The organism is Posidoniimonas corsicana (assembly GCF_007859765.1).
GTDB classification, from domain to species: domain Bacteria; phylum Planctomycetota; class Planctomycetia; order Pirellulales; family Lacipirellulaceae; genus Posidoniimonas; species Posidoniimonas corsicana.
In genome coordinates, this window is sequence record NZ_SIHJ01000001.1 from 748,321 (window position 1) to 772,428 (window position 24,108).

Below are 24,108 nucleotides of genomic sequence, written 5' to 3' on the forward strand. Positions count from 1 at the left end.
GCCCCGCACCCGTTCCAGACGCCCCATGCCCAACGTCCGAAGAGTGACCGCGGCGTTGCTGTTGGCCACCCTCCTTGCCTGCCAACCCGCGCAGGCTCAGGGCCCACTCCCGCCCGACTGGCTCGCCACGCTCACGATTCGTGATCCCCTGGAAACGCTCTCCAGGGTGCAGGGGATGGCGGCCGACGCGGGGCTGCCGGTGCTCGGGAAGGAGTGGCTGCCGCTGCTTGCTGCGCCAGACCTCAAGCTAGCCGGCGGCAGCGTGACGGTCGGCGTCGCCGCACCTGATGGCGAGCTCGAGCGGCTGCACCTGTTTGCGACAACGCCTACCCCCCCGGCTGCTCTTGTGGAGACTTTCGGCGGCGACCTCACCGGCGACATCGGGATCTTCACCGTCGGTGGAATCGAGTTCGCCTCGCGCGTCCGTGGCGGCGTGACGATGGTGGCGCCGTTCGACCGGCAAGCCCTCCTCCAAGACGACTTGGGCGCCCGTGCGGCCCAACCGGAGCCCACACACGACGTGACCCTCCGCGTTTCGCAGCAGGGCCTGGACCAGCTCCGCCAGCGCGTCGAGTTGCAGCATGCCGGCCGCAGCCGCGGCCAACGAATCGCCCTCAACGAACTGGGGTGGCCTCCTTCGGCCCGGTGGATCGACGCCGCCATCGGCGGGAACCTCCCACTCGCCGAACGTGTCTCTGAGCTGTTCAGGGAGGTCTCGCTAGGAGTTTCGCTGACAGACGAGGAATTCTCGGTCGAGGTTGTCGCCGATGAGCTTGGGAGCAACGCCGCCACGACGGGGGCAGGCAATCAGCAAGTGGCGCCGCGTCTGGGCGACTCGCCGCGTCTGCCCATCGCCACCCTCGCGGGCGACGCCCGCAGCGGGGCGCTGCGCACGCTTATGAGCGTGTGGCTCGCCTACTGCCAAGGACGTCCCGACGAGCTAGAGGCGAGCGTCTACCCCGGCGAAGAGTACGCGGAGTTCGAGGCTCGGACGCTCGCAGCGGTCGGGATGGTCACCGCGGCCGACGCGGTGCTGCTGACGCGCACCGCGGAAGACCCGTTCTACTCCAACCGGGCCGCCGTGCTGCGGGTATCGGACGCGGAGCAGTTCCTTGCCGAGGTGCGGGCGGCAACCGACGCCTGGAACCGGACGGTCGCGGCTTCGGACGCGCGGATTAAGCTAGCCGTACAGGTAGACGAAGAGCAATTGTTGGGCGAGGACCAGCCGCCGGTCACCAGGTTTGTCAGCGACCTCGGCGCGGCGCTCGAAGACCCGCCGTCCGCCGACACGCAGGCGATCATGCGTCGCTACTACGGCGTCGATGGACTGCACGTCGGGAAGCTGGCGGTCCTCGGGGATACCCAAGTGCTGCTAGCCGATGTCCCCACCCCCGAGTTTCGTGAACTGGCGGCTGGGGTCCGACCCGGCCAACAGCCGGGCGGCCTGAGCGGGAGGGTGTGGCTCGACCGCTACGCCGCGTGGCAGAACGCGGTCCTCTCCGATTATATGGCCGACGCCATCGGCTTCACGGCGCCCAAGCAGCTGCCCGAGTCGCCCCTGGCGATCGCGATCGGCCGTTCGGACCGGGCTATCACGGTTCGGGTATCGGCCGAACGGACGACGGCCCTGAACCTAGGGCGTCGGCTGGTCCCGTCGGGCGTCAAGGCAGGAAGCGGCCAGTAGATTCCGACTGGTTGTCGTTGCGACCTACGACGCCCCGCCGCCGGAGAGCTCTCGCCGCAGCCAAGCCCGCGCCATCTTCCACTCGAGCTCGACCGTCCGCTTGGAGAGCCCCAGCGCCTCGGCGACTTCGGCGACCGTCAGGCCCCCGAAGAACCGCAGCTCGACGATCTGCGACTGCCGCTCGTCCAGCGTCTGCAGCTTGGTAAGCGCTTCGTTCAATGCGAGCACGTCCTCATGGGGCTCGTCCTCGCCCAGCAGCCCCTCTTCGAACTCGACCCGCTGCAAGCCGCTGCCGCGTTTCTGCCGGCCCTTGCTCCGCGCGTGGTCCACCAGGATCCGACGCATCGCCTGGGCCCCAGCGGCGAAGAAGTGGCTCCGCCCCCGCCAGTCGACGTCCCGGTCGGAGCAGAGCTTGAGGTACGCCTCGTTAACCAGGGCGGTTGAGCGGAGCGTGTGCCCGGCCGGCTGCCGGCTCATGTACCGCAGCGCGAGTTCGCGGAGCTCGTCGTAGACCATCGGCGCAAGACGGTCGATCTCTTTGTGATCGCCCCGGCTGATCGCCTGGAGTACGGCGGTGATCTGACGTTCGTCGGACACGGGTCGCCCTAGGTGAATCAGCGTCCATGCTACGCGGTTGACTCTCGCTTCGGCTCCTCCTGCAACCGCTGGTCGGTGGGACCCGGCGCCCCGGAGCGTCGGTGCGCTGGCCATCGATGGCGATCACAAGAACCTTAGCGCGGTCGGCCAATCGGCCAACCGCACCGCGAAGCATACACGGATGGGACCGTTGGCAGCTGGCCCCGAAAAGGCGTGGTCCGAACCGACCAGAACGGGGCGAATGACCAGCTTGCGGCTGTCTTTTGGGCTCCCGCAACCAGGGTTCGGGTGTCCGAATCCTAGCTAAAAGCTCTTACACAGTAAAGCCTTAGGTCCGATCCAGGCCATGGGCGCCAGATTGTGAAGAAAAACCATTGCGCATTCAAAGGCCCGTTGTCGTGGGGAGGGGGTGGGGAAGATGTACCCGCCTCATTGAGATTCCGGAGACCTACTGTGTACCGTGCTAGCCAACGCGTTGTTTACGTCGCTCACTGTGATCCGCAGGTAAGGGAAGCCCTGGCCGCCGAGCTACGATCTGACACGATTGACGCCCGAACCCTGCCGAGCGCCGGCGCCTGCCTGGAGATTCAACGCGAGTCGCGGCCGCACTGCCTGGTGGTGGGACACGACCTTGGCGGAACAACCGGCCTGCAGCTCCAGCAGGAGCTCAAGGCGCGGGGCGACGCCACGCCGCTGGTCGTGCTTGCCGGGCAGGCCACCGTCGCCGCGGCGGTCGAGTACATGCAGCAGGGCGCGGTGACGGTGCTCGAGGAGCCCTACGCGGCGGAGACGCTGCGCCGCGCGGTCGGCAAGGCGCTGGACCAGGACGCCATGTGCATGGACCTGCGGAGCCGGCTGACCGCGCTCAAGTCCTCCGCCAGTGAGCTGACCGCCCAGGAGCGTCGGGTGATGGACGCCGTGATCGGCGGCAAGCTCAACAAGGCCATCGCCAACGACCTCGACGTGTCGGTGCGGACGGTCGAGAAGATCCGCGCCCGCGTGCTGCGGAAGTTCCGCGCGGAGAACGCCACGCAGCTCGCCGCCAAGGCGACCGAGCTGCAGCTCCTTACCGAGCGGACGATCCCGCTGGGAGCGGTCGCGCTGAGCGAGTGCGTCTCGCCGCGGTGCTAACACCGCCAGATCTCTGCAGTCGAGCTGCGTCTATAGGCCTGAGTTATCGGGCCGGTTGAACGTGTGCGCCGCGCGGACCCTGCGGCCCGCTACACCACCGCCTGGCCGCCGATCCAGCAGCCGGCGATCGGCTGATCGTCGTTGAGTACGGACTCGAGCAGGCTGTTGGCCCGGCCGTCGATGCCGCCGGGAACATTAACCGCCACCATGTCGGCCGGCGCGCCGGGGCGGATGCTGCCGGACCGGTCGTTGACGCCCAGCGCCTCGGCGCCCGAATGGGTCGCCATCCGCAGGATGGCGTCCGGCGAGACGGTCGGGTGCTTGGCCGCGACCTCGCGCATCTCGCTGAGGATCGACAGGTCGGGGCTCGACGCCAGGCTGTCTGACCCAATGCAGACCCGGACACCCAACGCCAGCGCCTCGGCGAGCGGGTACTCGCTGTGCTGGAAGTAGCTGTGGGTGCGGGGGCAGTAAACCAGCGACATGCTGTCCGCATGCCGGCCCATCATCGCTAGCGAGGCGTGGTCCAGGTAGTTGCCGTGGACCACCAGCGCGTGTGGGGCCAGGTTAAGGATCCGCAGGTAGTCTTGCGGCGTCGCCCCGCGCGAGACGCTCCACGGGTCCCACATGCTGCGTTCCTCAAGCAGCTCCTGGAACGGCCCGGTGCCGGAGTTCATCAGCTCCAGCTCTTCCGGCGACTCCGCCAGGTGCAGCGCCACGGGCAGCCTGCGTTCGGATGCCAACGAGACCAGCTCGCGGATCAGGTGAGGCGACACCGTGTACGGGGCGTGGGGGCTGACCCCGAGCGACACCCGGCCATCGGCCCGCTGGGACGCGGCGCCCAGCTCCTCCAGCCCCTGCTTGGCGGCGGACAGGGCCGACGCCGCACGGGCCTGAGAGTAGCCGATCGACTCCTGCATGAGCACCGAACGGGGGCACACAGCCGCGTCTGCGTAAGCGTTGCTCGGGAGGCGGCAGATGTCGGCGACGGTCGTGACGCCGGCCTGAACGCTCTGCTGCAGCCCGGCGGCGACCGCCTTGTCCACCTGGCGGCTGGTAGGCCGTTGCCCGATAACCAGACGCACCCATTCAGGAAGGCTGATGCCCGGCTTGCCGAGGCGTTTCTTAAGCGAGCTGAACTCGAGGTGGGTATGCGCGTTGACGAGCCCAGGGATCAGCAGGGCGTCGCCAAGATCTTGCTCAACCGCCCCAGGCGGGGTGCGGCGTCCAATCTCGACGATCCGGCCGTTTTCCACCACCACAACGCCCCCTTCCACAGGGGGGGCAACGACGGGGTAGACAACCCGAGCACGAAGAGCAATCGCAGACATTCAGCGGCAGCGTTTCTAAGGGCGGGAGGACGCCAGTACCCAGGCAACCACGGCTATCCGCACGCAGTATGCTGCGGGCCGGCCTGTCTAGAGCCAGAACTACTGGGCGGGGTCCGCCATTGTAGCCGCCCGGGGCTTCGTACGCTCGTAGAAAACTAGCATCGCACATAGGCCCACGGCCGCCAGGGCAACCACCGCCCCGTGGTACCCGCTGACCTGCCCTCTATCATCCAGTTGCAGGACGCCGCGCCAACCGCTTTTCTGGGCCCAATCGGAAATCGCCCCGGCGTTGGAGGTAAACAGCAGCATTAGCGAGTTGTACACAGCGTGGAAGAAGATTCCGGGCCAGACGCTCCCCCAGCGGACCGCCAGATAGCCCAGCAGGATGCCGAGGATTCCGGCGGAAATTGACTGCTGCAGGATGGTGTGGGCCGCCCCGAACGCAACCGCCGAGACCAGCACGGCCCAGGTCGTGGGGACGGACGACCGAAGGCCTCCCAGCACAAACCCCCGGAAGGTCAGCTCCTCGCAGACCGCCGGCAGCACGCCCATCAGCAGCACGAGCAGCCAGGGCGAGGCCTGCATGATCAGGGCGGAAATCCAGGCGGTCTGGCTAATCAATTCCTCTGACGGCGGGTAGATGCTCTGCACCAAGTGGGCCAGCTGCATCCCGACCGGGTGCGCCAACACGGCGGTCAGCACGGCGAGCGCGAGCGACGCAGCGGTTGGTCGCCGCCGCCCAAACAGCGCAGCGGCGTGCTGCTGGACGAGCGTCAGGGCCATCACCACCGCCGGCGTCAGGATGCAGGCCTGGCTGACCAGCAGGGTCACGGCCAGCAGCTGCATGCCAGGCTCGGCGCCCGCCACGAGGCCCGCCACCGCCATCTCGGCGAAGAACTTGAGCAGGAACACGAACCCGATGCACGCCATCGCCATGCCGGCGGTGGCGACCGGCTGCGGCTCGCGGACCAGCTTCTTCAGCCACTGCCCAACGCTGAACCGCTCGCCCTCTCGGAATAGCACCGACTCCTGATTGAACTGGTGCACGGCCCACTTGGCGGCCAGCAGACAGCAGACGAGCGTCACGGCGGTCACCGGAATGACGTACCGCAACGCCTCCAGATACTGCCCCTCGATCAGCGACCGCAGGAGCAGCACCACGCCCATCAGCGGCACGAGCGAGTTGCCCAGGTTGAGCTCCACCCCCGGCGACATCGGGAACAGCATCAGCGGCATCATGCCCATGAACAGCGGCATGAAGTAGTACTGACCCTCCTTGGTGCTCTTGGCGAACGACGCGCAGGCGATGCTCAGGGCGCTGAACAACGCCGCCACCGGCGGCAGCGCCACGATCAGCCACAGCAGCGACGTGATAGGCGGCATCCCCAGCCCGGCGTCGCCGCCCGAAGCGGTGGTGAGCTGGCCGAGCAAGAACTTGCCCGTGGCGCCGAGGCTGGCGAGGTTGAGCAGCGAAGTCACGATGCTGAAGCAGATGACCGTCAGCATCTTGCCCCACACGATCTCGCCGCGTTGGGCGGGGCTCGACAAGAGGGTTTCGAGCGTGCCGCGTTCCTTCTCACCGGCGCACAGGTCCACCGCGGGGTAGAACGCGCCCGTCAGCGCCCACACGAAGACCACGAACGGCAGCAGCTTGGCCCACACGCCGGCCCGCTTCTGCGACTCGTCCGCCACGTCCTTCGAGACGACTTGGATGGGGCGGGTGATGCTCTCGGGCACCTTGCTGTCCGCCAGGTTGCGGCGGACCACCCGCTCGACCCACGCGCCCAGCACGCGGTCGACCCGCAGGTGCGCCACCTGCGACGCCTCGCGGGCCGTGTTGGAGAGCACGGGGATGGTGCTGATCTGCGGGTCGGGCTCGTCGGCGTCATCCGCTTCGGCGCCGGGTGGCTGTTTGGACTGCTCGCGGATCCGCCCCAGGCTCTCGGCGAAGTCATCGGGGAAGCGGACGATGGCGTCGATGTCCCCTGAGCGGAGCCGCCGCTGGAGCGACTTGAGGTCGGCGTCGGGGCTGTCGCTTGCGATCCGCTGCACCTCGAGCAGTCGCGACTGCTGCGGGTCCAAGAACAGGTCGGCGGCGAACGCGTCGCCGTCGATCAGCGGCGGGACGCCGTCGACCTGGCCGAGCTGCTCCGCGCCCACAACGGCCACGGTCGCCTTGTGCTGCTTGAGGAACTGCGACAGTTGGAAGAAGCTGGCGCCGAGCAGCGGGTACATGAACAGCGGGAGGACCGCCACCATGAACAGCGTGCGGCGGTCGCGCAGCTGGTCGCGGACCTCACGGGCCCACACGAGTTGGATGTTGCGCCAGTTCACGCGTCCAGCGCCTCCTGAGCAGCGGCGTCGGCGTCGCGGATCAGCTGGAAGAACAGTTCTTCCAGGTCGTTCTGATGGTGCAGGTCGCTGAGCTCCTCGATCGTGCCCTGCGCGAGGATCCGCCCGCGGTGCATCACGGCCACGCTGTCGCAGAGCCGCTCCACCTCACGCATGATGTGGGTCGAGAAGATCAGGCACTTGCCCTGCTCGCGGAGGTGCGACACCGTGTCGAGCACCGCGCGGGCGGCCAGCACGTCGAGGCCGTTGGTCGCCTCGTCGAAGATCAGGACCGGTGGGTCGTGGATCAGCGCCCGGGCGATCGACGCGCGCTGCTTCATGCCGGTGGACATTTTGGCGCCCAGCGTGTCGCGCATGGGCTGCATCTCGAGGTGATCGAACAGCGTGTCGATCCGCTCGGACAGCTCCACGCCGCCCAGCCCGTGGAGCTTGCCGAAGTACTCGACAAACTCCCACGCGGTCATGCGGTCGTAGACCGCGGTGTTGGCCGAGATAAAGCCGATCTGCCGCCGCACCAGCTCGGACTGCTGCTGACAGTCGAACCCGTTCACAAGGGCCACGCCATCGGTGGGGTGGAGCAGCGTCGCGAGGATCCGCAGCGCGGTGGTCTTGCCGGCGCCGTTGGGGCCCAGGAGCCCCATGATCTCGCCGGCGTGGGCCTCGAAAGACAGCCCGTCGACCGCGCGGACCTTCCCCCGTTGGAAGTCGTCGTACTCCTTCACCAAGCCCCGCACGACCACCTTGGCGGTTGCGGGCTGTGGGGTGTCGTCATCCATGCGTGCCGGCTGTTTCCGATCGATGAACGCGTCCCGCCGGCGGCGGGGTGAGCAGGGGCCTCTCCTTGAGCCTATCTCACGACCGGCAGCTTGGGCAGCCGGCCGTCCGCGTTCTCGGCGGGCCGGTACTCACGGTCGATTGGATTGTAGAAGACATCCCGTTGGCGCGGCTCGTAGCCCAGCTCGGCGATGGCGTCACGGATCTGCTGCAGCGTCAGGTGGTGCACGGTGCCCGCCTCGGAGACGACGTTCTCCTCGATCATCAGGCTGCCCATGTCGTTCGCGCCGTACAGGAGCGCCAGCTGGCCGACCTTCAGCCCCTGCGTGACCCAGCTAGACTGCAGGTTGTCGAAGTTGTCCAGGTACAGACGCGCCACTGCGTTGGTCTTGAGGTACTCGAACGACCCAGCCGGCGGCAGGTGTGACAACTCCGTGTTGTCCGGTTGGAATGTCCAGCAGATGAACGCGGTGAAGCCGCCGGTCTCGTCTTGAAGTTCGCGCAGGCGCTCGAGGTGCTCGATGCGCTCTTCAAGGGTCTCGACGTGGCCCAGCATCATGGTGGCGGTGCTCCGCCCGCCGAGCTGGTGCCACACGCGGTTGACGTTCAGCCAGTCGTCGGACAGGACCTTGCCGCGGGTGATCTCCTGGCGGACCCGGTCGACCAGGATCTCGGCCCCGCCGCCCGGCAGGCTGCCCAGGCCCGCGTCCCTCAGCCGGGTGAGCACCTCCTCCACCGACAGGTTGTTCATCTTGGTGAAGTGGTGGATCTCCGGCGGGCTGAAGCCGTGCACATTGACCTGCGGGAACGCCGACTTGATGTCGCGGAGCATTTCCTCGTACCAGTCGAGCTTGAACTCGTGGTGCAGGCCGCCCTGCAGAAGAATCTGCTCGCCCCCCAGCTCGACGGTCTCGCGGATCTTCTCCAGCAGCTCCGCACGCGGCAGCACGTAGCCCTCGTTTGACTTCGGCGAACGGTAGAACGCGCAGAAATCGCAGACCGCGGTGCAGATGTTGGTGTAGTTGATATTGCGGTCGATGTTGTACGTGCGGTACTGCTCGGGGTGCTTGCGGCGGGTCACCTCGTCGGCCGCACGCCCCAGCGCGGCGAGGTCCGCCGACTGGAGCAGCTGCAGCCCTTCGGACGGCGTCAGACGCTCCCCTTCGACGGCTTTCGAGAGCAGGTTCTCAATCGGGTTCATCGCAACCATAGTCGGACTCGCGCGCTGCTTGGCCCCGGACGCGGGGAGATTCTATCGGGCTTGGGAAGGTGCGGCATTGACCGAACCAAACTCTTCGGCCTTAACACTCTACAGGGGTGACCAGGCCTAGCTCTCGGCAGTGGCTCTCGAACAACTCGATCGCACGACGCTCCTCGCCGCCGAGGCGGTAGTGCAGGTGCTGGCAGAGGTACTCGTGGGCTGAATCAACCGTCAGGCCGAGCTTGGGCGCCTCGCGGGCGGCGATCTGTGGCAATTCGCCGACGCCCTGGTCGCGGGCCGCGGCGAGGGCGGGCGCCAATGCGGCGGCCTCGCCGGTGCGCGGCGCCGCCCAGCAAGCGAATACGAACGGCAGGCCGGTTTCCCGCCGCCACTCGGCGCCCAGGTCCCACTCCGACTTGAATCCTGTCGGCGGCGGCGACATCGCGCGATCACCAATAATCAGCACCGCGTCGGCCTCGGCCGCCTCGGCGCAGTCGCCGATGGGCAGCGGGCTCAGGCGGGGGCGCCGGTTGTGACGCATCGCCAGCAGCACCTGGGCTAGCGCCGCGCTGGTGCGGGAGCCCTCGTCCAGCGCCAGGCTGGTGACCCGCTCCGGGGTGGTCCGGAAGTACACCTTCACGCTCCGCACGAGGTCGCTGCTAGCGACGCACGCGTCGGACACAATCTGGTAGTCGGCCGCGCGGAGGTACTCGACGGTCGGGATCAGCGCCACGTCGAGCCTGCCCGCCGACAGCGAGTCCGCCAGGCGGCTGGGAAGGTCGAACAGCAGCTGGCAGTTCGGTGCGTAGGCGGTCAGCCCGCACACGAGCGGCTTCGAGTTGAGGTAATTGACCGCGCCGATTCGGAGTCGGGCGTCGGTCAGCGGGGCGGGGGTCATGGCGTGCGGGGAGGGGGCGGTTGGCGGTCTCCCGGATTATAGCGCCGCGCCCCCCGATCGCAGAAGGCGGGGGAGGCGCCCGGCTAGTGGAACTCGAGCGACTCGAACGCCCGGATCCCTTTGCCCAACGCGACGCTGACCGACACCACCGCCCCGACCGCGGCCGTCAGGACCCCGCTGAGCAGCCACCACCGCAGCGATTCGGGGTCGAACAGCCGCGTGTTGAGCGGGCTCTGGGTGGCGATGTGGTAGAAGTGGCAGGGGAGTGCGGTCAGCACCACCATCAGGATGATGTAAAGGGCGCTGAGCACCAGGTTCAGCGTCCCGCCGAATCCGGCCGCGATCTTCGACGGCGACGGCTCCCGGAAGTCCGGCATCATGGCGCCCAGTCCGACCGCCATCGCCGCTAGTCCGAAACAGAGCATCACGGTGGTGAGCTGGTGCACCGCGATCACCAGCAGCGGCAAGCGCAGCATGAGGTCGCTCAGCAGCACCAGCAGCGCGCACGGTCCCCACGACCCGACGGCGGCGAACACGAACTTGCTGATCACCAGCGTGCGCCGGGAGACCGGCATCAACCCTAGCACCCAGAATCGCCGCCCCTCGAGGCTTAGCATCGGGAAAATGAACCGGGTGGTGAACGTCGAGAGGATCAGCCCGACAACCGCCAGGTTCAGGAAGCTGACCATGTTGACCCACGTCACGTAGCTAACGTCGGAGCTCTTGGCGTTGAAGCGGTCGATGTTGAGGAAGTACAAGCCCAGCAGCCCGAAGAAGATCAGGAACTGAGACCACTGCACCGGGTCCCGCCGCAGCAGCCGCCAGTCCTTGATCAGCAGCAGCCCCACCTCACGCGGCAGCGGGCTGACCAGTGTCTGGGCGACCCGGTCCAGCCAGGCGGTTTCCGCCTTGCGGGCGCGGCGGGTGCGGCACTCCAGGATGCCGTACGCCTGGCGGTACCACCTCCGGCCGGACCACAGCACCAGCACGTGGCACATCAGCGCGTTGGAGATCAGCAGCACCAGGTACAGGCAGCTCTGCACGTACGGCAGGTCGAACGGCTGATCGACCAGCCCGTCCAGCGGCTGGGCGGCCTCGAGCAGGCCGCTCGACAGCCAGCTGCTGGGGAGCCAGTCCGACTGCGCAATGCGGAAGCGGGAAATAGTCGCCTCGAACCACGCGGCGCCGAACAGCGGGTCGCGCGGGCTGCGGACGCTCTGCCAGATGCTGACCGAGGTCAGCGCGATGATCACCACCGCCGTGCTGGCGATGACTGTCTTCCACAGGCTCGGCAGGAACCGCAGCAGCAGCAGGCAGAAGAAGCAGCCCAGGCCGCACGGGATGTAGACGAACGCCAGGATCAGCGGCAGGGACAACGCGTAGTAGTACCACATGGCGTTGGTGACGATGCCGTACGCGATCGCCAGCGGGCTGGCCAGCAGGAAGAAGCCCCAGCTGCTGAACAAGACCGCCTCCTGGAACTTGTGCAGCACGATCCGCTCCGCTCGCACGGGCTGCGTGAGCAGGAACCGCGTTTCGTGCGAAGCGAACAAGCCGCCGAAGGTGATGATCGCCGACGAGAACACCAGCATCACGTTCAACGAGGCGAAGAACATGTGGAAGATGAACTGCACGGTCCGCGCGTGGTAGGTGTCGCCGGGGCCGCCCACGTACTGCACCAGGAACCGGAACCCCTCGTAGAACAGCAGGAACAGGCCGCCCCAGAAGAACAGGCTCAGCCCGATAACCAGGGCGGTCCGCAGCCGGTTCTGCGCGTAGAGCTGGCGCAGCGTGGCGCGGATGGTCGCGGCCCGGACGCCCCAGAAGAGCATCGCCTCGCGGTCCTCCGACGGCAGCGACTTGCCGGACGGCGAGGGCCGCTTGTCGGCGTTCGATTCGGGCATCAGTGACAACGACATACCGGCAGGTCGACTCCGCGGCGGCTACCCGACGCTCCGGGGCTCCTGCTCGCCGCCGCCGTCCTGATCCGGGCTGAGCATCTTGAGGTACAGCGTTTCGAGGGTGGCGTCCTGGTGCGGGTGCAGCGCCTGCAGCTCCTTCACCGTTCCCTTGAAGATCATGCTGCCGTGGTCCATCACGCCGATGCGGTCGGAGACCTCCTCTGCGGCGGTCAGGGTGTGCGTCGACATCAGCACGCACAGCCCGTCGCGGGTCTCGGACCGGAAGAGGTCCTTGACGAGCCGGATGCTCTGCGGGTCGAGACCCACCATCGGCTCGTCGACCACCAGCACCGAGGGGTTGTGCAGCAACGCCGACGCGAACACCGTGCGCTGCTTCATGCCGTGCGAGTAGCTCTCGGTCAGGTCGTCGACGAACTCCGCCAGCCCGAACCGCTCGATCTCTCGGTCCAGGCCGTCCCGCACCGCGTCGGGCCCCAGCCCGTGCATCTCGGCAACGAACCGCAGGAACTCGCGCCCGGAGAGCTTCTCGTACAGGTACGGCTGGTCCGGGACGTAGCCGATGAGCTGGGCGGCGTCGCGTGTCTGAGTCACGACATCGTAGCCGCCCACGGTCACCGTGCCCTCGCTGGGGCGGAGCAGCCCGACGATCATCTTGATGGACGTGGTCTTGCCGGCGCCGTTGTGGCCGAGCATAGAGAACAGCTCGCCCGACTTGATCGACAGGCTCAGGCCGTTGACGGCCAGCTTGTCCCCGTAGGTCCGCGAGACGTCCTGGAATTCAATCATGCAGTAGGGGCGTCCGGGCCGGGGTTGTTGCGCGTCAGGGCGCCGGGGCGGAGCGTCGCCCAGCGGCCGCCCGGGGCGTTGTGACCGAGGCGTAGCGGTCTAACTCGAGGTGCTCGTCCGCGACCGCGACCGACTCTTCGTCGGACAACCGTGTGAACCGGAGCCGCGTGTTGAGGAAGTAGACGTCCTGCCGCAGCACGCGTCCGTCCTCGGCGACCCAGACTACCGAACGCAGCCGGTTTCTTGAAGAGACGCCCGCCGCCGACACCGACCGGTACTCGACGCGGCGGGTGCGGGTCAGGCGTTGATCGAACAGCAGGTCTTCCTCCTCGACGACCCGCGCTTCGACCAGCTCCACCGGGTCGTGCGGCGAGGCGAACGGAGAGTAGGCCTCCGAGCGCCAGGTGCGTCCGACGTAGGCCTGGAGCATCACCGACTCCGGCGTGAGCTCTCCCATCAGGTCGCCGTCCTGCCACGGGTACTCGACCAGGCGGCTGATTTCGCCGGAGCGGATCCTGAGCTTGAGCTTGCCATCGCCCACGTGGCCGTCGACCCGGACCACCGACTCCATCTCGTTGAGGTTCACCCGCGACGCGATCGTCGCCAGGTTGCCGAACGAGTCGAGCGTCGACTTGTTCCGCATGTCGAGCCGGATCTGCCCCAGGCCCTTGATGAGGGCCTGCATCCACTGCGGGGCGATTGAGTCGAGCGACACCCCGTCCAGCAAGACACGGCTGTGGATCTCTTTGACCTGGTCGACGCCGTCGACGGTCTGCGTCACCGCGACCCCACACGAACGCCCGCCCAGCTCGATCCCCCACCCGACCGGCAGAGATTTGGACGACAGCCCTCGCGAGGGCGCGTCGCCGTGGAGGTACGCGGGCAGAATTTTGGCCATCGTCAGCCAGGACATCGACGATGCCCACAGCAGAAACACGACCAGCCCGAATACTTTGTTGCCCATGGCTTTCCCCGCGGACAGTCAGAACGTCGCCACCTCCCGAGGCGGGGGGCTAACGGGGAAATCTTCCCACGGCTGGCTCCAGTCTAACGGAATCTACGATTTCAAGCGAGCGATGCACCAATCGGCGTGCGTTCGGGGACTGCTTCCGCCTGGGCTTCCGCACGATCTCCCTACTTTGCGGCCGGCGCTGCGTCGATGCGGCTCAGCTGCATCATCGCCTGCACCAGCTGGGACTCGGTGTAGATGCGGGGCTCCTGCTTGCTGGTCTTCTTGCCCTTGGGGGTCATCTGCATCATCTTCCGCCCCCCACTGGTGGTGGTCATGTAGGTAATCATGACGTCGCCCCCTGGCGAGTTGGCGAGCTGCCGGAGGTCACGGGCGCCGCCAGGCCGGCTGGCCAGGTCCTCGACGCCCGCAAAGCCGCCGGGCGTCCCCGCCAGGTTCCTGAGGAACTGCTTGCCCTTCTTGCCTGCGTTAAGCCGCTGAATCTCGGACGAATCGGCCGGGATGTAGTCCTCCAACGCCGCGAACCGCTTGGCGGGCACGCCGGTCTCATCTAGCAGCTTGATAATTCCGGTCAGGTCAGATCTGCGGATTACGTCGCCCTGCCGGTAGTCCGATTTAGTGGAAAAGTACTTCGTTGCGGCCGCATGTATCGCATTGTCGGTATCGCCGGCGGCAAAAACTTGAGTGGCCGATAGAACCAATGTGGCGGCAAATGCGTACAAGACCGAACACTTCCCCGCACGCAGCAGACGGGATCTGGGCAGAACCCGCATGCGGCGCCCCGAAAATCCGCAAACCATTCCCACCATTGAACTTACACCTTTTGGAACCAAGGATTCGGGCATTCTGAGGCTCGAAAACAATTGATTCTGAGAGCCCCTTTAACTATCCTGTCCAACACTCATCTGCTGCGATTGCGATAGGGACCGGCGCACAGGAGGCTATCCGATGCCACGCACTACCTACTTCGTCCAAGAATGCCCCACCTGCGGTAGAAATCTGCAGGTACGGGTGGAATACCTTGGTCGTCGCGTCGTCTGCCAACACTGCAGCGCTCGCTTTGAGGCGAGCGAGCCGTCCTCACGTGGGAGCCAAACCGATAGCTCCTCGTCGGCCATCATGCAGCGGGCGGAGGAGCTATTGCAGTCCGCCGCCGCCAGCGGGATCGGCCTACCAAAGGATAGCTGAGCAACGCCCGGCGGGCCGCAAGAACCCGCAAGGTATCCATCGGTGATGGCCCGTCAGTACGGGCTGCAGCGGTGGTCTTTGGCGCGTCCAGGACGCGGCAAACCGCATCCTGGCCCACTCACGCCGTGATCGACTCGAGGTCGCGGAAGAACTCCGGGTAGGTCTTGGATGTGCATCCCGGGTCGAGGATCACCACGCCCGGCTGTCGGAGGCCAACCAGGGCGAGGCTCATCGCCATGCGGTGGTCGTCGTAGGTGGCCACCTCGGCAGGCCTAAGCGAACCAGGGGTGATGGTCATGCCGTCGTCGTGCTCGTCGACCGTGGCGCCCAGCTTCCGCAGTTCGACGGCCAAGTCGCCGATGCGGTCGGTTTCCTTGTGGCGGTTGTGGCCAATGCCCGTAATCGTTGTCGGGCCCTCTGCAAACAACGCCACGGCGGCGATGGTCTGGGCGGTGTCGCTGATGGCGTTCATGTCGAGTTCGGCGCCGTGAAGAGAACCACCGGTCACCGAAATCGCGTCCGCTTGACGCTCCACCCGGCAGCCCATTTTCTCTAGGCAGTCGACCACGTGGACGTCGCCCTGCAGGGCGTCCATGCTCAGTCCCTCGACGGTGACCGTTCCGCCTGCGATGGCCGCGGCGGCCCAGAAGTAACTGGCGGCTGACGCGTCGGGCTCGATCGCGTAGTCGCACGCGCGGTAACCGCTGCAGGGGATGCTGAAGCTGCTGAGGTCGTCCGCGGCGGCGCCATCGGCGCCGAACGCGCGCATCACCTCCAGCGTCATTGCGACGTACGGCTTAGATACCAGCTCGCCGTTGACGCTCAATTCGACGGGCCTGTCGGCGCAGGGCGCCGCCATCATCAGTCCGCTGAGGAACTGGCTCGAGATATCGCCGCGCACCGCAGCGGCGCCGCCGGGCAGTCCGTTGGCGTGGACCTCGACCGGCGGGCACCCACCGGGCGACTCGCACTGGACCTTCGCCCCCAGCGCGTTGAGCGCGTCGGCTAGATCGCCGATCGGCCGTTCGCGCATCCGCGGCACGCCGTCCAAACGGAACGCCCCGTGACCCAGGGTCACCAGCGCGGTGAGGAACCGGACCGTGGTGCCGCTGTTGCCAATAAACAGGTCGGCCTCCAGCGCCGGGATCTCCCCGCCGCAGCCCTCGACTGCCAACGACGCGTCGCCCGCGGGTTCGACGGCGATCCCCAGCTTCCCGAGGCCCTCGATCATGACCCGCGTGTCGTCGCTGTGCAGCACGCCGGTGAGGTGCGACCGCCCCTGGGCCAGGGCCGCGCAGACCAGCGCGCGGTTGGTGATGCTCTTGGAGCCGGGCGGGCGGATGCGGGCGTCGAGGGGACCGGAGACCGGCTTAACAGCGTACGAGTCGGGCATAGGGGGAGGTCGCACCAGGACGTGCGAAACAGCTAGCAGCGGAGGACGGTTAGTTGCGTGGCAGCGCCGCCTGACGCAGGGTGGCGATCTTCCACAGCTTGGTGTTGCTGCGGACGAACATGCCGCCATCGGCGACCGCGGGCGTGGCGGAGATGTCTTGGCCGAACTCTGGCTTACCAACGATCTCGCCGTCGGCGACAGACACGACAAACGCCTCGCCCTTGCTGTTCACGCAGACCAGCTTGTCGCCAGCGATGACCGGCGTGGCCCAGAACGACCCGGCCAGACGCTTCTTCCAGATCCCATCTCCCGACGTGGCGTCGGCACAGGTCAGCACACCGGCGCGGTTGATCACAAACAGCTTGCCGTCCCCCACCACCGGGCTCGGCGAACCGGGGCTGAGGCTCCCCTCCTGCCACAGCACGTCGAGCTCCGCCTTCTGCGGGTCAATCGCTAACAGCCCATCGGCGGGCACATACAGCAGCTCGCCGCCGAGGGTCGCGCTAGCGATGGTGGCGCACTTGACCGGTTCGTCCCACACCGGCTCGCCGGTGCGGATGTCCAGCAGCGTCATGTCGCTGCCCGATTGCAGCAGCACACACGGCTTGCCGGAGTCGACGGTCACGGTGACCGGGCTGGCCCAGTTAGCGGACGAGGGCCGCTCGAGCTGCCACAGCTCCTGACCGGTAGCGGCGTCGAAGCCGGCGGCGAACGAGTTCTGCTGGCACTCGCACTGCACCACCACGACCCCGCCCGCCACCACTGGCGAACTCGCCATGCCGATGTCGTTGCCGACGCCCGGATGATCCTCAATCAACGCCCGCGCCCACTGCAGGTTGCCCTGCAGATCGACACAGACGAGGTCGTTCGACGAGTAGAGAGCGAAGACCCGCTCGCCGTCGGAGCAGGGCGTGTTGGCCGCCACGGCGGAGGTGTCGTGGCAGTTGGTGCGGCCGGTCGCCCAGAACTCCCGCGACCACTGCTGCCGACCGGTGCGGGAATCGTACGCGAGCACGTACAGGCGGGTCTCGTCGAGGCCTCCGGAGGCGGTGAGCACAACGCTGCCGTCGACAACAATCGGGCACGACACGCCGCGTCCCGGCAGGTCGACCTGCCAGGCAATGTTCTCGCCCGTCTCAACCGACCAACTGGAGGGGACGCTTGCCGTGCCGGCGGACGCGCCGCCCTGGCCGCGGAACCGCGTCCACTCGTCTGCATTCGCGACGCCGCACAGCAGCGTCAGCCCGAGCAAGATTAGTGTCTTCATGTGATTCGCCTTCACTCGTCTGTGGTGTACCCGTTCCGGTGTAACTGCGGCGGTGGCGACTTACTCGGCCGCCGGAAGGCCCTTGCCCAACGGGTCGGTGACGCGGAGCTGCAACTCCCAAGCCTGCGCCCAGCCGTCGGTCTGCTCGTTCTGACAGACCTTAACCAGAATCGTGTTCTCGCCTTCGCGGAGCCTGACCGACGACCGGTACTGATCGAGCGGGTTGCCGGCGTGGTAGACGTGGTTGCTGGCCAGCAGCTCACCGTTCACCCACAGCTTGCTGGCGTTGGGCGTCGCGTAGCGCACCTCGGCGTCCTGCGCCTTGCCCGATTGGTAGACGCAGTAAACGTAGGCCACGGCGCCTTTCTCCGGGCCCAGCGTTTCGGTGAGGTCGAGCTGGCCCAGCGCTCCCTCGGCCTCGGCCGACTGCCACGCCACGACCGACTTCTTGCCCTTGATGGCGGCGTCCAGCTGGACCTGCTCCTCGGGTGGGTACGCCTTGTCGAACCCGACGCCGTCGACGTTATCGAACGGCCCGATGAGTTTCCAACTGGTGATGAACCCCATCGGCTGGACGATGTCCGCCTCTTCGCCCAGCTCCTTCAGGCGCTCGGCGCACTTCTCGAGCTGGCCACGATCGATGGCCGAGGCGAACGCCTTGCCGTACAGCCGTTTCTGCTCTTCCTCGCTGACGCCGTCGGCGGCCGCCTGCTGGAGCAGCGCGTCGACCGCGTCGTAGCGGAGCTCGATGCTGGGGTCGTTCAACAAGTCGGGCAGGTACTTGGCCTTGGCGCCGGGGTCGGCCTTGACGAGCCACTCGTAGGCGGCGCGGCGCCCACGGGGCGGCTGTGAGTCGTCCAGCAGGAACTCCTCGAGCCGCTCGGCCGGGAACCCATCGCCCGACGACAGCGCCCGCTCCGCCATCGCGTCGGCCGCCGTGCGGAGCCAGTTCTGGGCCGTGGTCGAAACGCCGCCCATCGCCCCCAGCACCTCGGTCATCTCCAACGGGTCGCCGGCCGCGACGCGGCGCCAGGCGCGCTGCAGCTCTGGGGTCGCGGCCTCTACGCCGGAGGCGGCGCCCAGTAAGGCGATTTCTTGCGACAGGTCCGCCGCCACGGTGGGAAATGGCAGCAAGCCCACGAGGCAGCACAGGGTGATGGCACGCATTCTGGATTCCTGGTGCGGGACCGGGGCGTTTCGCAACCTACACATTAGATGCCTGACAACCCACCGCTGTGGCGGGGTCGCCGGCAAGCCGACTATGATAACCAGGATACCGGGATAACCGATACCGGCGCACGAGCCGTGAACCCTTTTCTGGCCCTCCCCGGGGCGGAAATTCTATCAGGTCGTAGGATGCGAAGAGTCAAGCAGGGCGGCGGTTGGCCCGCCGTGTGGTACACCTGGCGCAAGGCCCGTGAGGCGGGCGGGCTGCTCAAATTCTGGCGGGCGATGCGTAGCCGCAACGCCTGCAAGACCTGCGCGCTCGGCATGGGGGGCCAGCGGGGCGGCATGGTCAACGAGTCGGGGCACTTCCCGGAGGTCTGCAAGAAGTCGCTGCAGGCGATGGCCGCCGACATGCAGGGCGCCGTCCAGCCCGAGTTCTGGCGGCGGTTCGGCCTCCGCGAGATGAGGGCGATGAGCCCCCGTGAGCTGGAGCACAGCGGCCGCCTCACCGAGCCAATGCTGCACGAGCCGGGCCAGCCCGGCTACCGGCCGATCACCTGGGACGAAGCGCTCGGGCGGATCGCCAAGAAACTAATCGAGACCTCTCCCCAAGAGACTTTCTGGTACTTCAGCGGCCGGAGCAGCAATGAAGCGGGGTTCCTGCTGCAGCTGTTCGCGCGGCTGTACGGCACCAACAACGTCAACAACTGCAGCTACTACTGCCACCAGGCGAGCGGCGTGGGGCTGACCAGCGTGACCGGCAGCGGCACCGCCACGCTGACCCTCGAGGACCTCGACCACGCCGACCTGGCCTTCGTGATCGGCGGCAACCCGGCGTCGAACCACCCGCGGCTGATGCGGACGCTGATGGACCTGCGGCGGCGGGGCGGCAAAGTGGTGGTGGTGAACCCCATGGTCGAGACCGGAATGGTCCGCTTCGCCGTGCCGAGCGATGTCCGCAGCCTGCTGTTCGGATCGGAGATCGCCAGCCGCTACGTGCAACCCCACATCGGCGGCGACCTGGCGATGCTCACGGGCGTTGCGAAACGGGTTGTCGAGCTCGGCACGCACGACGAAGACTTCCTGACCACGCACTGCTCAGGGTGGGCGGAGCTGCGGGAGTCGCTCGCATCGACCGACTGGGACGAGATTACGATCAAGTCGGGCGTGACGAAAAACGAGATCGACGCCATCGCCGCCGACTACGCCGCCGCCAAACGCGTCGTGTTCAGCTGGACGATGGGCATCACCCACCACGTGCACGGCGTGCAGGGCGTGCAAGCGATCGCCAATCTGGCGTTGCTGCGCGGCATGGTGGGCCGGCCCGGAGCGGGCCTGCTGCCGATCCGCGGCCACTCTAACGTGCAGGGCATTGGCTCGATGGGCGTCACGCCGGTGCTGAAGCAGGCGATCTTCGACCAGCTCGAGTCGCACTACGCCGTGCGGCTGCCGACCGAACCGGGCCGCGACACCATGGACTGCATCCTCGGCGCAGAGAGCGGCGAGCTGAAGGTCGGCTTCTGCCTGGGCGGCAACCTGTACGGCTCCAACCCGGACTCGGCCTTCGCCAACCGGGCGATGGAGCGGCTGGACCAGGTGGTCTACCTCAGCACCACGCTCAACACCGGACACGCCTGGGGCGTCGGCAAAGAAACCATCATCCTGCCGGTCCTGGCCCGCGACGAGGAGCCACACGCCACAACCCAGGAGTCGATGTTCAACTTTGTCCGACTCAGCGATGGCGGGCCGCGCCGGCTCGAAGGGCCCCGGGCGGAGGTCGAGGTGATTGCCGACATCGCCGCCCGCGTTGCGGCGGGAGGCTCGTCGTCAGGCCTGGCGGCGGTGGACTGGCAATCGATGCAGGATACCGGGCGGATCCGCACCGCGATCGCCAAGATCGTGCCTGGGTTCGATGCGATCGGGAGAATCGACGACTCCAAGCAGGAGTTCCAGATCGACGGCCGCACCTTCCACCAGCCCCGGTTCGCTACGCCGGACGGACGCGCCAACCTGCACACGCACGACCTGCCCGACCTGCAGGGCGCGGGGGAGGGCGAGCTGCGGGTCATGACCGTCCGCAGCGAGGGGCAGTTCAACACGGTCGTCTACGAGGACTACGACCTCTACCGCGGCGTCGAGGGACGCAACGTGATCCTGATGCACCCCGACGACATCCAGCGGTTTGGCCTGCGGGCCGGCGGCAAGGTGACCGTCAGCGGCCCGGCCGGGCGGATGCAGCACGTCACGGCGGTGGAGCACCCCGCCATCCGGGCCGGCAACGCGGCCATGTACTACCCCGAGGCGAACGCCCTGGTGAGCCGCGACCTCGACCCCGGCAGCAAGACCCCGGCCTTCAAGTGCGTGGTGGTAGGCGTGGCGCCGCAGGACAGCATCCCTTCGGCCGACCTGCTGGCGGGCGCCTGACTCCCACTATTGGCTTCGGCCGGCTACTCTGGGTTGTCCGCCTTCGGCTTCTCGGCAGCGGCCTTCTCCGCCTTCTTGGGGGTCAGCACCACCCGGATCGGGGTGCCCAGGGCCGGGACGTGCTCGGTGAAAGCCTCGAACATCAGGCCGTCGTTGGCCTGGGTGCTCTCCGCCGCGACGTCCAGCATGGCCGTGCTGAAGTTGGCGACGCAGATCAGGTCGCCCCCCTCGGCCATGTAGATGTTGCGGCCGGTCTGGTCGTCTTTCCAGAAGCCGCTGCCGGCGAACACCCAGTCGAAGGTCATCGGCTTGCCGGTTTTGACGTCCCGCACCCACTCCTTGGCGTTGACCGTGTGCTTCTTGCCCGCGGGGTCGAGCCACTCGACGCTGACATCGATCACGTCGCCGGTCGGGGCGATGTACTCTTCGACGAACTTAACGGGCGTGCCGCTCTTGGCGCCGACAGCCAGCAGCGCGGTGTGGATGAGGTACGCCTTCGAGTCGAGCGCCACCACCGACTCGTGCTCCTTGGTGCCCTTGGGGCAGGCGAACATCTCCAGCACGCCGCGCCGCAGCGACACAGCGCCGTCGACGTAGACCTTGTGTTTCTGCCGGTCCACCCAAACGGTCTTGGAGCCGGGCAGCGGCTTCGCCCCGGCCGGGGGTGGGAGCTTCTTGGGAGGCTTCGCGGGCTTGTCGCCGGCGTCAGCCGCTTCGGACTTGATCGCGGTCGAATCGGTCGCGTCAGCCGCGGGGGTGTCGGCGGCGTAGGCGGCGCCGGTCAGCAGCGCCGCGGAAGCGAGAATCGGGGCGAACTTGCGTACTCCTCCAAGACTACCCAGGCCGAACAGACGTCTGTAAGATGTCACGCGAGTACCTCCGGTTAACAGTGCGTGCGGTCGCGAGGCTGCCGCTGCCTCGCGTTGCGCCGCCCAGCAGGCGGCACAGTGAACAATAGGGTTTGCGGGCCCGCGGGTCCATCCGGCTACGGGTTCGAACGCTACCCCGCCGCGACGCAAGGCGACGCCCAGCAGGCGAACCCCGACTGGCGAACAAGGAAGTTTTGAATGAGCGCAACGACCCACACCAAGGACCTGGACGACGCCGCCTCTCGGAACGGGCACGCCGCGCCGGCTGGCCCACCGCCGCAACGCGGAATCTCTGGGCTCAAGCCGGCCCAGCTGTGGCACCCCAGCGCGCCGGGCGGACTGCGGTCCGCTTGGAAAGAGGGCGACCACGCCGACGGCTGGAAGCGTCTCGGCAAGCTGCTGGCCGATCGCTCGCTGCCAAAGCAGCTAGTCCGCGGCAAGAAAGGCTCTGCCAGCCCGCTGGACTGGGGCGCCGCCACCGCAGGCACGCCCAAGTGGCGAGCGGACCTGGGCGCCAAGGCGGGGGGGACGAAGGTCGCCCCCGCGATCGAGCAGTGGCTCTCCACCGCCGCACAGCGGGAGACCGACGCGGCGTTCGTGATCGAGTCGCTCTGGTGGGCGTACGAGCTCCCGACCGTAGCGCAGAAGGTAGAAGGCGATCTGTGGTGGCGGCTGGTCGACGCCCTCTACGAGATCGCCACCCAAGCGATCGACGCCAGCCTGGGCGAAGAGCCCACCGCCGCCGAGGCGTTCGCCCACCAGGCCCTGGGCGGCGAGCTGCCGCTGGTGCTCAGCCGCCAGCTCCCCGAAGCGCAGCCGCTCCGCAAACTCCGCAAGCCGGCGGCCGCGGTGCTGACCGACGGCGTCCTCGCCCTGACCGACGGTGAGGGCATGCCCACCGCGCGGGTGCTCGACCGGCTGCCGCAGCTGCTGGCGTGCTGGACGCGGTGCCGAGCCTGGGCCGAGCAGTCTGGTAAGCCGTGCTGGTCGGGCGACGCCGAGACCCAGTACGAGTGGCTGGTGCGTCAGGCGCTGCGGATGTCCCGCGGCGACGGCACGCTGGCGCTCACGCCGGCCGGCGGGGCCGGCGGCAAGGCGATGCTGGACTTGGCCCTCGACCTGGCGGGCGACGTTTCGGACAACGCGGCCGCGGGGCGGCGGCTGGCGGTGAAGGCCTACGACAAGATCGCCGGCAAGGCGGACCCGCCCGAGCCGTCGGTCAACTCCGAGTGGTCCGGCCTGTCCGTCCTGGCGGCCGGCTGGTCGGGCAAGACGCAGCGGGCCACCGTCAGCTACGACGGCCGGCGTTCGCTGCTCGAGTACTCCGCCGGCGGGTCGCCGCTGCTGTCGGGCGAGTGGGTCACCGAGGTCCGCATCGACGATCAGCTACTCAGCCCGGTCGACGAGTGGGACGAGCAGTGCTGGTTCTCCGACGACGACTGCGACTACCTGGAGATCGAGCTGGACCTGGAGCAGGGCGTGCGGCTGCAGCGACAGGTGCTGGTGTCCCGCGAGGACGGCGTGGCCTACCTCGCCGACATTGTGCTCACCGGCGGCGACAAGCCCCGCAAGATCGACGTGACGACCCGGCTGCCAATGGCGGCCGACGCGGCGTTCCGCCCCGAGGTCGAGACCCGCGACGGCTGGCTGGTTAGCGGCGACAAGCCGCGGGCCGGACTGGCGCCGGCCGGCCTGCGCGAGTGGCGCACCGACCCGCGGGTCGGCGAGCTCGCCCAGGACGGCGAGCAGCTTGTCCTGCGGCACAACCAGCACGGCCGGAACCTCTGCTGCCCGCTGTTCCTCGACTCCGCCCCAACCCGGTTCGCCAAGCAACGGACGTGGCGGCAGCTTACCGTGGCCGAAGCGCTGCACGCCGTCGAGCGGGACGTGGCCGTGGCGTACCGCTTCCAGTCGGGCAAGGACCAATGGGTCACCTACCGCTCGCTGGAGAAGCCCGCCAACCGCACGCTGATTGGCCACAATATCGCCTCGGAGTGCCTGTTCGGCCGCTTCCTGTCAACCGGCGAGGTCGACGAGTTCTTCGAGATCGAGGACGACTGAGCCCGCGTCACGCCGCCGCGCTTCTCCCGCGTTCTGAGAACGCCTTCTCGCAGCAAACCCGGTGGCGGTCCGCCCACGCCGGGGTCAGACTGG

Annotated in this window: 18 protein-coding genes; 4 read left to right on the forward strand and 14 right to left on the reverse strand. The window is 67.7% G+C overall.

The genetic code is table 11. The features are described from left to right. The first annotated feature begins 25 nt into the window (after positions 1–25). Positions 26–1,684, forward strand: coding sequence for a hypothetical protein (locus tag KOR34_RS02705; RefSeq protein WP_146561997.1), 1,659 nt, complete (start codon positions 26–28; stop codon positions 1,682–1,684). Positions 1,685–1,708: 24 nt separating this feature from the next. Here KOR34_RS02705 and KOR34_RS02710 read toward each other — a convergent pair whose 3' ends face one another. After that, on the reverse strand, positions 1,709–2,281 hold the full coding sequence (locus tag KOR34_RS02710; RefSeq protein ID WP_197531084.1) for a sigma-70 family RNA polymerase sigma factor: 573 nt from the start codon (positions 2,279–2,281) through the stop codon (positions 1,709–1,711). Between the two features lie 453 nt (positions 2,282–2,734). On the opposite strand from KOR34_RS02710, the gene KOR34_RS02715 reads away from it, so the two are divergent. Further along, positions 2,735–3,412, forward strand: coding sequence for a response regulator transcription factor (locus tag KOR34_RS02715; protein ID WP_146562001.1), 678 nt, complete (start codon positions 2,735–2,737; stop codon positions 3,410–3,412). Between the two features lie 89 nt (positions 3,413–3,501). Here the strand turns inward: KOR34_RS02715 and KOR34_RS02720 are convergent, their stop codons facing one another. From KOR34_RS02720 to KOR34_RS02775, 12 genes are all read right to left on the reverse strand, one after another. Beyond that, complete coding sequence (locus tag KOR34_RS02720; protein ID WP_197531085.1) at positions 3,502–4,689, reverse strand: amidohydrolase family protein; 1,188 nt, start codon at positions 4,687–4,689, stop codon at positions 3,502–3,504. A 153-nt stretch (positions 4,690–4,842) separates the two neighbouring features. Beyond that, the gene (locus KOR34_RS02725) at positions 4,843–7,077 is read right to left on the reverse strand and encodes an ABC transporter permease subunit/CPBP intramembrane protease (RefSeq protein ID WP_146562004.1); all 2,235 of its coding nucleotides are present in this window, start codon (positions 7,075–7,077) and stop codon (positions 4,843–4,845) included. Then, entirely contained in the window at positions 7,074–7,871 is a 798-nt protein-coding gene (locus tag KOR34_RS02730; protein ID WP_146562006.1) for an ABC transporter ATP-binding protein, read from the reverse strand. The genes KOR34_RS02725 and KOR34_RS02730 overlap by 4 nt, the downstream gene beginning before the upstream one ends. A 71-nt stretch (positions 7,872–7,942) precedes the next feature. Then, a complete protein-coding gene (gene mqnC / locus KOR34_RS02735; RefSeq protein ID WP_390620766.1) occupies positions 7,943–9,070 on the reverse strand; it encodes a cyclic dehypoxanthinyl futalosine synthase in 1,128 nt (375 codons plus the stop codon). A 100-nt stretch (positions 9,071–9,170) separates the two neighbouring features. Beyond that, the gene (locus KOR34_RS02740; protein ID WP_146562010.1) at positions 9,171–9,968 is read right to left on the reverse strand and encodes a menaquinone biosynthetic enzyme MqnA/MqnD family protein; all 798 of its coding nucleotides are present in this window, start codon (positions 9,966–9,968) and stop codon (positions 9,171–9,173) included. Positions 9,969–10,051: 83 nt separating this feature from the next. After that, positions 10,052–11,872 carry a putative ABC transporter permease subunit gene (locus KOR34_RS02745; RefSeq protein WP_228714476.1) on the reverse strand — a complete coding sequence of 607 codons (1,821 nt, stop codon included), beginning with the start codon at positions 11,870–11,872 and terminating at the stop codon, positions 10,052–10,054. Positions 11,873–11,911: 39 nt separating this feature from the next. After that, a complete protein-coding gene (locus tag KOR34_RS02750) occupies positions 11,912–12,676 on the reverse strand; it encodes an ABC transporter ATP-binding protein (protein WP_146562014.1) in 765 nt (254 codons plus the stop codon). Positions 12,677–12,710: 34 nt separating this feature from the next. Further along, the gene (locus KOR34_RS02755) at positions 12,711–13,640 is read right to left on the reverse strand and encodes a hypothetical protein (RefSeq protein WP_146562015.1); all 930 of its coding nucleotides are present in this window, start codon (positions 13,638–13,640) and stop codon (positions 12,711–12,713) included. Positions 13,641–13,810: 170 nt separating this feature from the next. Continuing rightward, complete coding sequence (locus tag KOR34_RS02760) at positions 13,811–14,368, reverse strand: hypothetical protein (protein WP_146562017.1); 558 nt, start codon at positions 14,366–14,368, stop codon at positions 13,811–13,813. Positions 14,369–14,952: 584 nt separating this feature from the next. After that, entirely contained in the window at positions 14,953–16,227 is a 1,275-nt protein-coding gene (gene aroA / locus KOR34_RS02765) for a 3-phosphoshikimate 1-carboxyvinyltransferase (RefSeq protein ID WP_146562019.1), read from the reverse strand. A gap of 49 nt (positions 16,228–16,276) precedes the next feature. Beyond that, positions 16,277–17,494, reverse strand: a complete 1,218-nt coding sequence (locus tag KOR34_RS02770; RefSeq protein ID WP_146562020.1) for an outer membrane protein assembly factor BamB family protein — start codon at positions 17,492–17,494, stop codon at positions 16,277–16,279. Positions 17,495–17,554: 60 nt separating this feature from the next. Next, on the reverse strand, positions 17,555–18,661 hold the full coding sequence (locus KOR34_RS02775; RefSeq protein ID WP_146562022.1) for a hypothetical protein: 1,107 nt from the start codon (positions 18,659–18,661) through the stop codon (positions 17,555–17,557). Positions 18,662–18,850: 189 nt separating this feature from the next. Between KOR34_RS02775 and KOR34_RS02780 the strand changes: the two genes are divergently transcribed. Beyond that, positions 18,851–21,085 carry an FdhF/YdeP family oxidoreductase gene (locus tag KOR34_RS02780; protein WP_146562024.1) on the forward strand — a complete coding sequence of 745 codons (2,235 nt, stop codon included), beginning with the start codon at positions 18,851–18,853 and terminating at the stop codon, positions 21,083–21,085. A gap of 23 nt (positions 21,086–21,108) precedes the next feature. On the opposite strand, the gene KOR34_RS02785 is transcribed toward KOR34_RS02780, so the two are convergent. Continuing rightward, positions 21,109–21,954: a YdjY domain-containing protein gene (locus KOR34_RS02785; protein WP_146562025.1), complete on the reverse strand. Its 846-nt coding sequence runs from the start codon at positions 21,952–21,954 to the stop codon at positions 21,109–21,111. Positions 21,955–22,152: 198 nt separating this feature from the next. Between KOR34_RS02785 and KOR34_RS02790 the strand changes: the two genes are divergently transcribed. Then, entirely contained in the window at positions 22,153–24,015 is a 1,863-nt protein-coding gene (locus KOR34_RS02790; RefSeq protein WP_146562027.1) for a hypothetical protein, read from the forward strand. Positions 24,016–24,108: the final 93 nt, after the last annotated feature.